This is a genomic window from Flavobacterium magnum (assembly GCF_003055625.1).
Taxonomy (GTDB): domain Bacteria; phylum Bacteroidota; class Bacteroidia; order Flavobacteriales; family Flavobacteriaceae; genus Flavobacterium; species Flavobacterium magnum.
Map to the genome: position 1 here is coordinate 1,445,938 of NZ_CP028811.1, position 13,823 is coordinate 1,459,760.

The 13,823-nt window shown below is 46.8% G+C and carries 13 protein-coding genes, 2 tRNA genes and 1 rRNA gene; 12 read left to right on the forward strand and 4 right to left on the reverse strand.

What is annotated here, in order from left to right; genetic code table 11:
• The first annotated feature begins 6 nt into the window (after positions 1-6).
• The 6 genes from HYN48_RS05910 to HYN48_RS05940 all read left to right on the forward strand — a co-directional run bounded on the left by HYN48_RS05910 (position 7) and on the right by HYN48_RS05940 (position 6,161).
• Positions 7-540, forward strand: coding sequence for an ExbD/TolR family protein (locus tag HYN48_RS05910; protein ID WP_108370241.1), 534 nt, complete (start codon positions 7-9; stop codon positions 538-540).
• 33 nt (positions 541-573) lie between these two features.
• Positions 574-1,371, forward strand: a complete 798-nt coding sequence (locus tag HYN48_RS05915) for an energy transducer TonB (RefSeq protein WP_108370242.1) — start codon at positions 574-576, stop codon at positions 1,369-1,371.
• Positions 1,372-1,591: 220 nt separating this feature from the next.
• On the forward strand, positions 1,592-2,527 hold the full coding sequence (locus HYN48_RS05925) for a PstS family phosphate ABC transporter substrate-binding protein (protein WP_108370244.1): 936 nt from the start codon (positions 1,592-1,594) through the stop codon (positions 2,525-2,527).
• A 6-nt stretch (positions 2,528-2,533) separates the two neighbouring features.
• Positions 2,534-4,237: a tetratricopeptide repeat protein gene (locus HYN48_RS05930; RefSeq protein WP_108370245.1), complete on the forward strand. Its 1,704-nt coding sequence runs from the start codon at positions 2,534-2,536 to the stop codon at positions 4,235-4,237.
• A 100-nt stretch (positions 4,238-4,337) separates the two neighbouring features.
• Positions 4,338-4,970 carry a 7-carboxy-7-deazaguanine synthase QueE gene (locus HYN48_RS05935; RefSeq protein ID WP_108370246.1) on the forward strand — a complete coding sequence of 211 codons (633 nt, stop codon included), beginning with the start codon at positions 4,338-4,340 and terminating at the stop codon, positions 4,968-4,970.
• A gap of 36 nt (positions 4,971-5,006) precedes the next feature.
• Positions 5,007-6,161, forward strand: coding sequence for an aminotransferase class V-fold PLP-dependent enzyme (locus HYN48_RS05940; protein WP_108373417.1), 1,155 nt, complete (start codon positions 5,007-5,009; stop codon positions 6,159-6,161).
• On the opposite strand, the gene HYN48_RS05945 is transcribed toward HYN48_RS05940, so the two are convergent.
• Positions 6,162-6,926, reverse strand: a complete 765-nt coding sequence (locus tag HYN48_RS05945) for a membrane metalloprotease (protein WP_108370247.1) — start codon at positions 6,924-6,926, stop codon at positions 6,162-6,164. It abuts the gene before it with no gap.
• Between the two features lie 57 nt (positions 6,927-6,983).
• Positions 6,984-7,697, reverse strand: coding sequence for a class I SAM-dependent methyltransferase (locus HYN48_RS05950; protein ID WP_108370248.1), 714 nt, complete (start codon positions 7,695-7,697; stop codon positions 6,984-6,986).
• A gap of 84 nt (positions 7,698-7,781) precedes the next feature.
• Between HYN48_RS05950 and HYN48_RS05955 the strand changes: the two genes are divergently transcribed.
• Positions 7,782-8,270 carry a YkgJ family cysteine cluster protein gene (locus HYN48_RS05955; protein ID WP_108370249.1) on the forward strand — a complete coding sequence of 163 codons (489 nt, stop codon included), beginning with the start codon at positions 7,782-7,784 and terminating at the stop codon, positions 8,268-8,270.
• A 34-nt stretch (positions 8,271-8,304) separates the two neighbouring features.
• On the opposite strand, the gene HYN48_RS05960 is transcribed toward HYN48_RS05955, so the two are convergent.
• Both HYN48_RS05960 and HYN48_RS05965 read right to left on the reverse strand, forming a co-directional pair.
• Complete coding sequence (locus HYN48_RS05960) at positions 8,305-8,529, reverse strand: hypothetical protein (protein WP_108370250.1); 225 nt, start codon at positions 8,527-8,529, stop codon at positions 8,305-8,307.
• Between the two features lie 127 nt (positions 8,530-8,656).
• A complete protein-coding gene (locus HYN48_RS05965) occupies positions 8,657-9,805 on the reverse strand; it encodes an exo-beta-N-acetylmuramidase NamZ family protein (protein WP_108373419.1) in 1,149 nt (382 codons plus the stop codon).
• 248 nt (positions 9,806-10,053) lie between these two features.
• On the opposite strand from HYN48_RS05965, the gene HYN48_RS05970 reads away from it, so the two are divergent.
• From HYN48_RS05970 to HYN48_RS05990, 5 genes are all read left to right on the forward strand, one after another.
• A complete protein-coding gene (locus tag HYN48_RS05970) occupies positions 10,054-11,289 on the forward strand; it encodes an ABC transporter permease (protein ID WP_108370251.1) in 1,236 nt (411 codons plus the stop codon).
• A 197-nt stretch (positions 11,290-11,486) separates the two neighbouring features.
• Entirely contained in the window at positions 11,487-11,699 is a 213-nt protein-coding gene (locus tag HYN48_RS15335) for a hypothetical protein (protein WP_108370252.1), read from the forward strand.
• Between the two features lie 241 nt (positions 11,700-11,940).
• Positions 11,941-13,456 (forward strand): 16S ribosomal RNA (locus tag HYN48_RS05980).
• 101 nt (positions 13,457-13,557) lie between these two features.
• A tRNA-Ile gene (locus HYN48_RS05985) sits at positions 13,558-13,631 on the forward strand.
• 108 nt (positions 13,632-13,739) lie between these two features.
• Positions 13,740-13,813: transfer RNA gene (locus HYN48_RS05990), tRNA-Ala, on the forward strand.
• Positions 13,814-13,823: the final 10 nt, after the last annotated feature.

The following is a 13,823-nucleotide window of genomic DNA, read 5'->3' on the forward strand; positions in this document are numbered from 1 at the left end:
ACTGAAATGGCAGAATTAAATACCGGCGACAGTGGCGGTGGTAAAGGCGGCAAGGTAAGAAGTAAGAAGGCGAATGCAAAAGTCGATCTTACGGCTATGGTGGATCTCGCGTTCCTCCTCATTACCTTCTTTATGCTTACAACCTCATTGTCAAAGCCACAATCGATGGACTTGCCGATGCCTGATAAGGATACCGAGATTCCGCCCATCCTCATTGCGGATGCCAGGACACTTACCGTGCTTATCGGACCTGACAATAAACTGAAATATTACATGGGCCAATTTGCCAGTCCGCTGGAAGGTCCGACTGATATGGTGTACGGAGGCAAAGGCATCAGGAAAAAAATCCTGGAGAAAAAAGTATCTGTGCCTCAGGTGATGCAGGATCCCAAAAAGGGGTTGATCATGCTGATCAAAGCAAGCAAGAAATCGACCTATAAAAATTTGGTGGATATTTTAGATGAAGTGGCTATATGTAAAGTACCTACTTACGCCATTGTGGATATTACCAAAGAAGAAGAAAATCTGTTTGAAAAGTAATTGTTGCTTTAAAACAATAACAACATACAACATATGAAACTGGATTTATTTAAACAGAAATGGATTGATATGGTCTTCGAAGGCCGTAACAAAAGTTACGGAGCCTACGAATTGCGTAAAAAAAATCCTAAAACCACGCTGATTGCGCTGATTATCGGTGCTTTTATCTTCAGCAGTCTTCTAGCGCTTCCGCTAATCGATTGGGGTAAAGGTAAAGACGACGATCAGGAAAAGGTGAAGATGGTCGATATGGCAAAGATCCTAACACCACCACCACCGGATAAGCCTCTAATCCCGCCACCGCCACCGCCGCCACCGGCTCCAAAGATTGACGAGGTAAAGTTCGTTCCTCCTAAGGTGGTAAAAAAGGAAGAGGTAGTCGAGGAAATCAAGACGATCGAAGAGCTTAAAGACAAGAATGTCGGCGCCAAAGATATCAAAGGGCAGGAAGACGGGAAAATTGTGGTCGATGAACCATCAGGCGACGGGCCACCTGAAACCAAAATTATCGAGGACAACCAAATCTACAACAGCGTAGAGGTGCAGCCGGAATTCCCCGGCGGTATGAAGGCTTTTTACAAATACGTACAGGATAAATTCCGCGTACCGGAAGGAGAAGCACTCAACGGAAATATTTACGTGACGTTCGTAGTGGAAAAAGACGGATCACTGACCGACATTAAAGTTGGTCGTGACCTTGGATACGGAACCGGAAAAGAAGCGGAGAGGCTGCTGAAGGCATCTCCAAGGTGGAAGGCCGGCGTACAGAACGGGCGTTCGGTGAGGGCGAGGTTTTCGCTCCCGATTAAAATTGTTTCATCAGGAGATTAATGCGGAAGCACGATACCAACCAAAGAATACAGAAATCGCTTAAAGGGCGATTTCTGCTCTTTATAGGAATACTGTTTTTCCTTGCATACCTGATTTTGGGCCTTCTCATTATCTTTGAGAAGCGGCTTCCTTTCAATTTACCTGATAACTACCGACTGTTTCTGGGTATTATATTGATTGTATATGCGTTCCTGCGTTTCATCAGACTATTACAGAGAAAATGAAAAAATTATCAAATTACAGATTGCTCAAGGTTGCCGGCGTTTTTCTGATTATTGTTACGGTCTTGATATGTTGTAAAAAGTCAGGCGAGGACGCAGAAACTATTTTGGAAGGGAAAGCCACTTTCTATGTTGACGAGTCCATTTTGCCAATTATCGAGGATGAGCTGGCCGTGTTCCAGTCAGATTACAGGGGCAGGATAAACCTTGTTGCGAAACCCGAGTCTGAAGTGGTCAACGCACTTTTAAGTGATAAAACAGCAGTGGTGATATTGTCAAGAAGTCTTTCAGTATCGGAAAAGCAAACTCTCGCCAAAAGGCAAATAACGCCCAAAATCACTCCGTTTGCCGTGGACGCGGTCGCCTTCATTACCAATACAAAATCGAAAGATACGTTACTCGATTTGCAGGAGGCGGTGAATCTGATGCAGGGCAAAGCGTCAAAGATTAAGCAACTTGTTTTTGAAAATCCGAACTCAGGAACGGTGAACACGATGAATGCTTTAGCTAAAACGGACAACAAGACAAAACATGACGGCATTTACTCCATGCACTCGGCGCTCGAGGTAATAGATTACGTTGCTAAAAATCCGGATGCGGTGGGCGTTGTGGGTTTGAATATACTGCTGGAGCCGGAATCACAATGGCAGGAGTTGGTTGGCAGTGTGAAAGTGATGGCTGTCAGGAATGTTAAAAATGCGAAGAACGACCTTAATCATTATAAGCCCAATCAATCTAACCTGGCGTTGGGATTGTATCCGCTGCGGCGCGACCTGCAGATGTTAAATTTTCAGGGCGCAGCAGGCTTAGGCATGGGATTTGCTTCTTTTATCGCCGGTGAAAGGGGTCAGCGGATTATCCTAAAGTCAGGGTTACTTCCAGTGCGGATTCCGTCGAGAAATATTACCATCCGTAAGGATATAAATACTAAATAAACATTTATGAAAAAGCTAAAAATCTTCAGTATTGCCTTATTTGTTTTTGGGACTGCCACATATGCGCAGGATCTCGATCAGGCTAAAAAGGCTATTGATGCAGAACAATACGAAAAGGCTAAGAAAATTTTAAAAGGACTTGTAGCCACAAAACCTGAAAGCGGAAAAAACTATTTTTTCTTAGGGAATTTGTATCTCACCCAAAAACTCAAGGATTCGGCAGCAGTAACTTACCAAAAAGGAACGGCCGCAAAAACTGAGGCGAATTTCAATTATATCGGACTTGGCCAGATTGACCTCGAAAACGGCAATGCGGCCAGTGCGGCTTCAAATTTTGACAAGGCGTTAGCAAATGTCAAGAAAAAGGATTTTGAAGAACTGATGTACATCGGTAAAGCTTATCTGAACCCTGCCAAACCTGATTACAAAAAAGCACTTGACTATTTGAATAGAGCCAAAGCCATACAGCCGGCGAATGCTGAAATTTCACTGTATCTGGGTGATGCCTACTACGGAGACAAAAATGTTAATGAAGCGTACTCCGCCTACAGGAATGCCGCCGACGCGGATAAAAACCTCCTTCGCGCATCGCTGCAGCAGGGTGCCATTACCAAAAGTGCCAAAGCATTCACGGAAGCCAAAGCCATTTTTGACAAAATCCTGGCCGCGAATCCCAATTACGGCCCGGCGTACAGGGAACTCGCTGAAACCTATTACGTATGGGGCCTGAATGACAAGGCAAAATACACTGAATACAATAACACTGCTATCCAGTATTATGAGAAATACATGGCTATGACGGATTATTCATTGGATTCACGTATGCGGCACGCTGACTTCCTCGTGTTGACAAAGGACTACAAGGCGCTTGAAGCAGAGGCTACCGCCATGCAGAAACTCGATAAGGTGAACCCAAGGATTCTGCGATACCTCGGATATTCGGCTTACCAGAACGGTAATTCGGATGCTGCCATCAATGCGTTGAATGAATTTATTGCAAAACCGAATGTGAATCTCATTGGGCGCGATTACCTCTATTTGGGATTGGCTAAAACCCAAAAGGCACTGACGATGGGTGCCGACGCAGAAGGAAAGCCAACAGGCACGGTAGACAGCACTTTATTCGACAGTGGTATTGCTGATATCAGGAAAGGCGTTGAACTGGATCCCGGCATGGCTAATGAACTTAATGATTTCGGTAAGAAATTTTTCGACCTGAAACTATACAAGCAGGCATCGGCCATTTATGAAATCGCGGTCACAAATCCTAACTCCAGGAACTTCCTGTATGATAACTTCTATCTTGGTTACGCCCTGTATTTCGATAATGCCAAAGCGGAAAAGCCGAATGTAGCCGATGTTCAGAAAGCAAACGCGGCATTTGACGCGGTAATCAAGGCGTCGCCGACGACCCAGGACGCTTACATTTACAAAGCACGTTTGAACAGCCTGCTAATGGATGACATGACCGCAAGGGCTGAAATGGCGAAATACTATGAAGAATACATCCGGGTGGTAACGGAAAAAGGCGAATCGGAATTGTCAAAACCTGCAAATAAGACCAAGTTTGTCGAGGCTTACAATAACATCGCCATCCATTATGCGAAACTTGGCGATAAGATCAAAGCCAAGGAAAACGTAGAAAAAGCACTTGCAATAGAGCCCGCGGATGAGACAGCGCTGAGCACGCAAAAGCTCATCAAAGGATAATATAAAAACCGGTAACCCAAAGTTGCCGGTTTTTTTCTTTCCATTGCCGTCGTTTTAATCTCGGTTCCAAATCACTATCTTTGCACCTTATTTAATCAGCATGCTTTCTAAAGAAATACAATCGGAGGTGGAGAAGGGGATAATGCTTCCGCTCATGGAAGAGTTTTACACCATTCAGGGAGAAGGGTATCACACAGGAACAGCGGCCTATTTTATACGTGTAGGCGGTTGTGATGTGGGCTGCCATTGGTGTGATGTGAAAGAAAGCTGGAACGCGGATCTGCATCCGCCAACACATGTAGACGAAATTGTAGCACATGCAAGCCTTTTTTCGGAAACTGTCGTAGTCACCGGCGGCGAACCGCTGACCTGGGACATGACAGCACTGACGACCAGGCTGAAAGCGGCCCATCGTAAAATTCATATTGAGACCTCGGGCGCCTATCCACTCTCGGGTATCTGGGACTGGATTTGCCTGTCACCGAAAAAAACCAAATTGCCCGTTCAGCAGGTCTATGACCACGCGCACGAACTTAAAATGATCATCCATAACAGGCATGATTTTATTTTTGCGGAAGAACAGGCAGAGAAGGTGAATGACCAGGCGATCCTGTTTCTGCAGCCTGAATGGAGTAAGAAGGAAGAAATGACGCCGCTGATCGTAGACTATGTAATGAAGAATCCTAAATGGCGCGTTTCTTTACAAACCCACAAATACCTTAATATCCCGTAACTATTGCGGGATTATTTTTTGAAACAAACCAAAACCATGAAAGAACTATTCCTGCTCGACCCTGAAATCACTTACCTAAATCATGGTTCGTTTGGCGCCTGTCCCAAACCGATTTTTGAGGAATACCAACATTGGCAACGGGAACTCGAAAAAGAGCCGGTCCAGTTTATTACTAAAAAACTGCCGGTACTGATGCGCGAGTCCCGGAAAGCACTGGCAGCATTTGTCCATTGCGATCCGCAGGATGTTTATTTCCTTCCCAATCCCACCACCGCTATCAACACGATTATGCGTAGCCTAAACCTGAATCCCGGCGATGAAATCCTGGCATCGGACAATGAATATGGGGCGATGGACAGGACCTGGGATTTCTTTTGTAAAAAGTCAGGCGCCAGGTACATTCGCCAGCCTATTTCCATGCCCGTAGTGTCAAAAGAGCAAATGATTGCTGAATTCTGGAAGGGCTACAATGCAAACACCAAAGTCATTTTTTTGAACCAGTTGTCGAGCGCCACGGCTCTGATTTTTCCGGTCAAGGAAATTTGTGACAGGGCCAGGGAGCTTGGATTGGTTACCATTGTCGATGGTGCTCATGTGCCGGGTCACATCGACCTGGATATTTCGCAGCTGAATCCCGATTTTTATACCGGAACCCTTCACAAGTGGATGCTTGCTCCCAAAGGCTCCTCTTTTTTATATGTGAAAAAGGATTTCCAGGACCAGATCGATCCGTTGGTGGTGAGCTGGGGTTACCAAAGTGACATGCCCGGCGAAAGCCGCTTCTTAGATTACCACGAATTTCAGGGCACACGCGACATGGCGGCTTTTTTATCTACGGGTGCGGCAATCCGCTTTCTGTCTGAGCACCATTGGCGGGAGAAAGCAGCCCAAAGTAAGCGACTGATTTTGACGCATTACAAGGCGTTTTGCCATCTGCTCCAAACCGAGCCAATTTGCCCGGTAACGCCAGAGTTTCTGGGACAGATGTGCAGCATCCCGATCAGGACAGGCCAACCGACGGAACTCAAGGAATTACTTTACAACAGGTACCATATCGAAATTCCGGTAATGAAACTTAATGGAAATTTCTACCTGAGGATTTCCCTGAATGCATACAATACTGAGGCCGACCTGGATAAGTTGGCTGCTGCGCTTCAGGAAATTTTATCCCAAACCGATTTATTACAGTAGTTATTTTCCGCCGTTCGCCTGTAGGTCAGCGAGGCAATTGGCATCAAGTGTGGGCATTCCGGAATTCATCATGTTCTGGATGTTGCTTTCGGTCTGGTAATACATCAGGCAGTCCGGATTGATGCAGTGTTTGCCATGGGCGCTGTCGAGGTGGTTTGTCTGCATTGGCGATCCCAAATCAACCAGCCCCAGCATGTGACATAATTCATGTTCGATGACAATTGTTTCGAGGTCGGTGCGGCTGGGTTCCGTCGGTGAGTTGCTGAGTGCCTGGATCGAATTCTCAAACAGTACACAGGATGTATTTCGGTATGCTGCGCCCAGGGTAAGCGTGGTACCGGTATCGCTGGAAAAGTTCCCGTCCAGAAACAGGATGAACAGCGACAAAGTATCCTCTCTGTTATAGTTTGTACGGATATCACTTTCAATATCCGCAACCTCGTTGATGGTGTACGGTGTGCCCGCAGGACTCGCAATCTGCTTCACGGCTATGGTTATCCCGCCCGGCTTGTGCAGGCGCGCTTCCATAAATGACTTAAGATTTTGCAGCGTCTGCGCGTTGGGTTGCAGGTTTCCCACGTAGAAAACCTCGACGGCCAGTGACTGGTACTTGTCATCCGAAAGGAAGTCGTTGGCACTCTTGCCGACCGATTTCAGGTTTGGGGCCGGGTTCGTACCGTTTTCAACTTCTGAGTTGTTGTCTTCATTGGAGCAGCTCCAAAGCAGGAGCAGTAAGAACATGGAAAGTAATTTTACTTTTTTCATCTTAAGATTTTTCCTAAAATTACAAAAAGCAGCAGTACTGCCGTTTGCAAAATTTACCTAATCTTTTATAGTCAGCCGGGCCAGGTAGTCATAGTGCTTGCCTTCCATGACCATCTCGCAGCGCAGGCCATTGGCTTCGGCGGCATTTTGTAACGTGTTGTAATCGATGTACATCCAGTCGAACGGACGTTCTTTTTCGCCTTTATATCTGATGCTGAAAACCACTTCGCCATAATATTCCATCCCCGTCGGGATCCATTTGCCTCCATCCTCGTCTTCGTCAAACATGTAAATAATGTCCGAACTGTCAAGCAGAATCTGCCCCCCTGGAAGTAGCAGTGATTTCAGTTTCTGGAGAAAGGCCGCGATCCGTTTCAATCGGCCACACATTCCGGCGCCGTTCATGAGCAGTAGGATCGTATCGTATTTTTCATTGTCCAAAGCCATCACGTCCACGGCGCGCGCATTGTCCAATCCGCGCAGCAGGCAGGCCTTGATGGCATTTTCCGAAATGTCCACCGGATGCACGTCCAAATTCCGCTCTTGGCTAAGGTATAAACTATGGCTGCCCGCTCCGCAGCCTATGTCGAGGATTTTTCCGTTGGCCATTTGCAGCGCACGCTGCTCTATTTCCGGCATCTGGCGATACGAGCGGAAAAGATAAGCGACTGACATTTCATCTTCTTCTGAAATCGTAGTTTCCGTCACCAGGTTTTGCGGGTCATTGCCGGTTTGGTAATCGAGGATGGCTTTTCCGAAAAGGTCTTTCATGTATTTTTAGTTGCAAAGTGCCAAAGCTGCAAAGCATCAAAGTTTCTAAAGTTGCGTAACTTTGCAACTTGAAACTTTGCGACTTTGAAACTATCAGAACTGAAATTACTGGCCAAAGATAAGCATATCGAAAACAAAAAGTATTTCGACAAGCTCAAAAAGAAGCCGCCGAAGAATCTCGATTACATGATGCAGGAGTTGCATGACAACGAGTTTAAACGTACCGATTGCCTGCAGTGCGCCAACTGCTGTAAAACGACCGGGCCGCTTTTTACCACCGCGGACGTTGAACGGATCGCAAAACACCTCAGGCAGAAACCGCAGCAATTTATTGAAAAATACCTGCGCATCGACGAAGACAATGACTACGTGCTGCAGCAGCTGCCGTGTACTTTTTTAGATGCAGAAAATTATTGTATGATTTATCAGGTGCGTCCGAAAGCGTGCCGCGAGTTCCCGCACACCGACCGCAAGAAGTTTCAGCAGATTACTGATATCACGCTCAGGAATATTCCCATTTGCCCTGCGGCATATCGTATTGTGGAGGAAATGAAAAAGCGGATGCCGCTATAATCAAAAAAGCCCCCTTTTGCGGAGGCTTTAATTTTTAAACGAAAAGGTCGTCTTCATGAAACAGCAGAAAATCTTCCTTGCTGCCGCCGACCGCGCTGATCAGCCTGTCAATTCCCTTTTCGATGTAACCTATGATCTTGGTGAACCAATCCCTGACTTTGAGGAAAATCTCAATCCCTTGTTCAATATATTCGTTGATGACCTGCATGAACTTCTGAAGCCTGTCCATCACTGTCAATAAAATCTGTGCTCTTTCCATAGTAATTGTTTTAATGATTTGCGCCGAAAAATTGCTGACACTAATTTACGCAATACTATGCAATATGGCCGGAAACCGAGTTATAAATTTTTCTTATTTTTTTGTAATCAAAAACTGTAGTGTGGGTTTATTCGGGATAAATGAGATATTTCCGGCGCATCTCGCGGAACTCAATCAGGCCGGTTTCCCAGCTTGCACGGATTTCCGCCGCAGTCATTCCGGATTCAATCTGTTCGCGCAGTTTTTTCGTACCCGCCAGTTTCGTGAAATAAGAGTTGAAGAACTTCGTCTTGTCCTGGGTTTCATTGTAAGCCTTAATCAGCCATTTGAGTTCGAGGCGTTCGATTTTAGGAATGCCGGAAAGGTCTTCACCAAAGCAAGGGCGGCCGTTATACAAAGGATCTTTGGCGCCGACATTCGGTTGCGGCACAAAACAGAAATCAACATTCGGCAGGTAAGGCGAGCCAAATATCTGGAATTGTTTATCGGTACCCCGGCCCACGCTGACGTTTGTGCCTTCAAAAAAGCAAAGGCTTGCGTAGAGGTTAATGGCCATGTCGTTGGGCAGGTTCGGTGATGGCTTTACGGATATACTGTACGGCATATCGCGCGTATACATTGAGCACGCAATAATTTTTATGTCGCATTGTATGCCGTTTTTAAGCCATCCTTCACCATTAATCATCTGCGCGTATTCGCCGATGGTCATGCCGTGCAGGACCGGAATCGGGTGCATTCCGACAAAACTGGAAAATTCCGGTTCCAGGACCGGACCGTCGACGATGCCGCCATTTGGGTTCGGGCGGTCAAGAACGACTACCTGGATGTTGTTCTCTGCACAGGCCTCCATCACGTAATGCAGTGTGGAGATATAGGTAAAAAATCGTGCACCGACGTCCTGTAAATCAAAAAGCATGACGTCGACACCCTCGAGCTGCGCCGGAGTTGGTTTTTTGTTGTCGCCATAGATGGATACAATGGGCAGTCCGGTCGTGATGTCCTTTCCGTCAATTATGGTTTCGCCTGCATCAGCTGTGCCACGGAAGCCATGTTCGGGCGCGAAGATTTTCACCACATCCATTTTTTCCGAAAGCAGGAAATCCACCACGTGGCTACTGTCACCCAGCAATCCGCTCTGATTGGTGACTATGCCGACGCGTTTATTGGTAATCAAAGGCGCATAGCTGCCGAACAGGCCCGAACCGGTCGAAAAAGATGTCGCGTTCGGCGTCATGATCACAGTCGATTTGCCGGCAGCAGCTTTTTTTCCTTCCATCGGATGGGCCGTAACCGGTAACGGCCGCGTAACCGCCTGTGCCGGTTTGCACGAAAACAGGAAAACGCAAAACAATATTGGAATGAAATATCTGGAATGCCTGCGGACCGCTGGGGAAAAGCCGCCTCTTTTTGAACAAATGCCGTAATCCATAATGCTGCTGTCTCGATAATTAATTAGGCAAAATCGCTGAAATTCATTGGTAAAAACAGTACTTTTGGGAGCTCATACTCAAATTGCGACCCATTTTGAACCTCGAATATTTCATCGCCCGAAGGCTGATTACTGCCGATGGCCGTAAAAGTAATATATCTGCACCAATTATAAAAATCGCCATCGCCGCTATCGCCATCGGGATGGTTATGATGATTGTTTCAGTGGCAACCGGTTTGGGACTGCAGCAAAAAATCCGGGAGAAAGTCTCAGCGTTCAACGGGCATATCATTATTTCAAATTATGATGAAAACACTTCCGATGTCAGTGTAAAGCCGATTTCGATTAATCAGGAATTCTATCCGAAATTTAAAAACGTCAGCGGCATCCGCCATGTCCAGGCCGTCGCTTCAAAAGCCGGCATCATCCGGACCGACACCGCGTACGACTTCGTGATCCTGAAAGGTGTGGGCAAGGATTATGACTGGAGCAATCTTAAAGAGTACCTCATTTCAGGCAAACTGCCTGATTTTTCCGGCGCCCTTAACAATGACATTCTTATCTCCGAATACCTTGCCAAACGCCTCAACCTGAAAACCGGCGACACATTCAGTACTTATTTCATGAAGGATGGCGGCAATGGCCTGCCCAACCTGCGTGTATTCCATATTTCCGGTGTGTACAATTCGGGCTTTCAGGAATTTGATTCCAGCTATATTATTGGTGACATACGCCATATTCAACGGCTCAACAAGTGGCGTCCCGACGAAATCGGTCAGTTTGAGGTCTTCCTGGCCGACTTTAGCCAGATTGAAACCAAGGGCGACGAGGTCTACAAGCAGACGCCTTCCACTTTGAATACCAAAACGATTGTGCAGAAATATTATTACATATTCGAATGGCTCAAGCTGTTCGATTTTAATATTTTCGTCATACTTATGGTAATGATTGTTGTGTCCACAATCAATATGGTTGTGGCGCTGCTGGTTCTCATCCTGGAGCGCACCCAGATGATCGGCATTTTGAAAGCCCTGGGCGCCGCCAATTGGTCTGTACGCAAAATCTTTTTGTACAATGCTTTTTACCTGATCCTTCGAGGCCTGTTCTGGGGCAATGTTATTGGTATCGGGATGATCCTCGTGCAGCAGCATTTTGGGATTATTGAACTCGACCCCGCCAGTTACTATGTTACGCAGGCGCCGGTCTACCTGAATTGGGATTACATTGTGCTGCTCAACCTGGGCACTATACTGATTTGTCTGGTAGTGCTTTTAATTCCGTCCTATATTATTACGAGGATTTCTCCGGTAAAAGCCATCCGTTTCGATTAATACCTTTCAAGCCAGTAACAGAATAATTTTGGCGTGCCGGCTCCGCAAGCTCCGCCGTCGGGCACTGCGCTTCAAGTCCTCGCTACGCTGCGGGCTTTCCGCTGCGGTCCCTCACGCGGTCTGTGCGTGGTTGGCGGGGCTGTCATGGGTGAAATTTTTTTCAGGCCCAACCTTCCCGTTCCCAGCGCATTAGGGTGATGGGATTAAAAATCCTCAAAAAAAGACGTCAAAAAGTTTGCGAAACCCAAAAAGGGGCTTACTTTTGCACCCGCAATAAGGAAGTTCATAAAAATACTGGGGCGGTTTCAAAAAATTTTGCAGGGTGGCCAAAAGATTATATCTTTGCTGTCCGACTTTTGAAAAAAAGGCTGCAAAAAATAAGAATCGCTGATTTTCAAGGGGTAAGATAAATTAACAAATTTTTTTCACCAAAACCCTTGGAAAAGTAAAAAAGGGTTGTACTTTTGCACCCGCTTTGAGACACAAGCGATATAAGAAAGATTGACACGTTCATTGATATATTGGATTGACAGCACTTCCGGAGTGATTCGGAAGTAAGCAGAGAGTAAGGGAAATCGGAAGATTTTCGAGAGAATAAAAATACGTTAGAAATTCGTCTGAAAAATACGCCAAGCGATTGGCAAACAATATACGATGAAGAGTTTGATCCTGGCTCAGGATGAACGCTAGCGGCAGGCTTAACACATGCAAGTCGAGGGGTAGAGAGTGCTTGCATTCTTGAGACCGGCGCACGGGTGCGTAACGCGTATGCAACCTACCTTGAACAGGGGGATAGCCCAGAGAAATTTGGATTAATACCCCATGGTATATTGAGATGGCATCATCTTATTATTAAAGTCACAACGGTTCAAGATGGGCATGCGTCCCATTAGCTAGATGGTAAGGTAACGGCTTACCATGGCCACGATGGGTAGGGGTCCTGAGAGGGAGATCCCCCACACTGGTACTGAGACACGGACCAGACTCCTACGGGAGGCAGCAGTGAGGAATATTGGTCAATGGGCGCAAGCCTGAACCAGCCATGCCGCGTGCAGGATGAAGCATCTATGGTGTGTAAACTGCTTTTATACGGGAAGAAACCCTGCCACGTGTGGCAGATTGACGGTACCGTAGGAATAAGGATCGGCTAACTCCGTGCCAGCAGCCGCGGTAATACGGAGGATCCAAGCGTTATCCGGAATCATTGGGTTTAAAGGGTCCGTAGGCGGGCCTGTAAGTCAGTGGTGAAAGCCCATCGCTTAACGATGGAACGGCCATTGATACTGCAGGCCTTGAATTATCGGGAAGTAACTAGAATATGTAGTGTAGCGGTGAAATGCTTAGATATTACATGGAATACCGATTGCGAAGGCAGGTTACTACCGGTGGATTGACGCTGATGGACGAAAGCGTGGGTAGCGAACAGGATTAGATACCCTGGTAGTCCACGCCGTAAACGATGGATACTAGCTGTTGGGGGCAACTTCAGTGGCTAAGCGAAAGTGATAAGTATCCCACCTGGGGAGTACGGGCGCAAGCCTGAAACTCAAAGGAATTGACGGGGGCCCGCACAAGCGGTGGAGCATGTGGTTTAATTCGATGATACGCGAGGAACCTTACCAAGGCTTAAATGTAGATTGACAGGTTTGGAAACAGACTTTTCTTCGGACAATTTACAAGGTGCTGCATGGTTGTCGTCAGCTCGTGCCGTGAGGTGTCAGGTTAAGTCCTATAACGAGCGCAACCCCTGTTGTTAGTTGCCAGCGAGTCAAGTCGGGAACTCTAGCAAGACTGCCAGTGCAAACTGTGAGGAAGGTGGGGATGACGTCAAATCATCACGGCCCTTACGCCTTGGGCTACACACGTGCTACAATGGCCGGTACAGAGAGCAGCCACCACGCGAGTGGGAGCGAATCTATAAAGCCGGTCACAGTTCGGATCGGAGTCTGCAACTCGACTCCGTGAAGCTGGAATCGCTAGTAATCGGATATCAGCCATGATCCGGTGAATACGTTCCCGGGCCTTGTACACACCGCCCGTCAAGCCATGGAAGCTGGGGGTGCCTGAAGTCGGTGACCGCAAGGAGCTGCCTAGGGTAAAACCGGTAACTAGGGCTAAGTCGTAACAAGGTAGCCGTACCGGAAGGTGCGGCTGGAACACCTCCTTTCTAGAGAAAGGCGACATTTTAGCATATTACCATTAGGATCTCTGATGGTTTTCATTACTCTCGCTGTTGGTTCAAAAAAACAATCCAAGAAAAACAAACAGAGTCTCGTAGCTCAGCTGGTTAGAGTACTACACTGATAATGTAGGGGTCGGCAGTTCGAGTCTGCCCGGGACTACTACTTTGTTTTTTGTTTGGGTAAAGGAAATTTTAGAAGTTGAGTTACACTTACTGGTGAACCGTTCAAGCAACTGTTAACTGTAAAGGTTGACCGTACACTAAAAACGGGGGATTAGCTCAGCTGGCTAGAGCGCCTGCCTTGCACGCAGGAGGTCATCGGTTCGACTCCGATATTCTCCACGATCAATCC

What these genes read in the sequence shown, in the direction of transcription:
- HYN48_RS05945 (WP_108370247.1), bottom strand. Translation starts at nt 6,926, where the DNA reads ATGAAAAAAGTAAAATTACTTTCCATGTTCTTACTGCTCCTGCTTTGG.
- HYN48_RS05940 (WP_108373417.1), top strand. Translation starts at nt 5,007, where the DNA reads ATGAAAGAACTATTCCTGCTCGACCCTGAAATCACTTACCTAAATCAT.
- HYN48_RS05965 (WP_108373419.1), bottom strand. Translation starts at nt 9,805, where the DNA reads ATGGAAGGAAAAAAAGCTGCTGCCGGCAAATCGACTGTGATCATGACG.
- HYN48_RS05950 (WP_108370248.1), bottom strand. Translation starts at nt 7,697, where the DNA reads ATGAAAGACCTTTTCGGAAAAGCCATCCTCGATTACCAAACCGGCAAT.
- HYN48_RS05960 (WP_108370250.1), bottom strand. Translation starts at nt 8,529, where the DNA reads ATGGAAAGAGCACAGATTTTATTGACAGTGATGGACAGGCTTCAGAAG.
- HYN48_RS15335 (WP_108370252.1), top strand. Translation starts at nt 11,487, where the DNA reads ATGGGATTAAAAATCCTCAAAAAAAGACGTCAAAAAGTTTGCGAAACC.
- HYN48_RS05935 (WP_108370246.1), top strand. Translation starts at nt 4,338, where the DNA reads ATGCTTTCTAAAGAAATACAATCGGAGGTGGAGAAGGGGATAATGCTT.
- HYN48_RS05910 (WP_108370241.1), top strand. Translation starts at nt 7, where the DNA reads ATGGCAGAATTAAATACCGGCGACAGTGGCGGTGGTAAAGGCGGCAAG.
- HYN48_RS05930 (WP_108370245.1), top strand. Translation starts at nt 2,534, where the DNA reads ATGAAAAAGCTAAAAATCTTCAGTATTGCCTTATTTGTTTTTGGGACT.
- HYN48_RS05925 (WP_108370244.1), top strand. Translation starts at nt 1,592, where the DNA reads ATGAAAAAATTATCAAATTACAGATTGCTCAAGGTTGCCGGCGTTTTT.
- HYN48_RS05915 (WP_108370242.1), top strand. Translation starts at nt 574, where the DNA reads ATGAAACTGGATTTATTTAAACAGAAATGGATTGATATGGTCTTCGAA.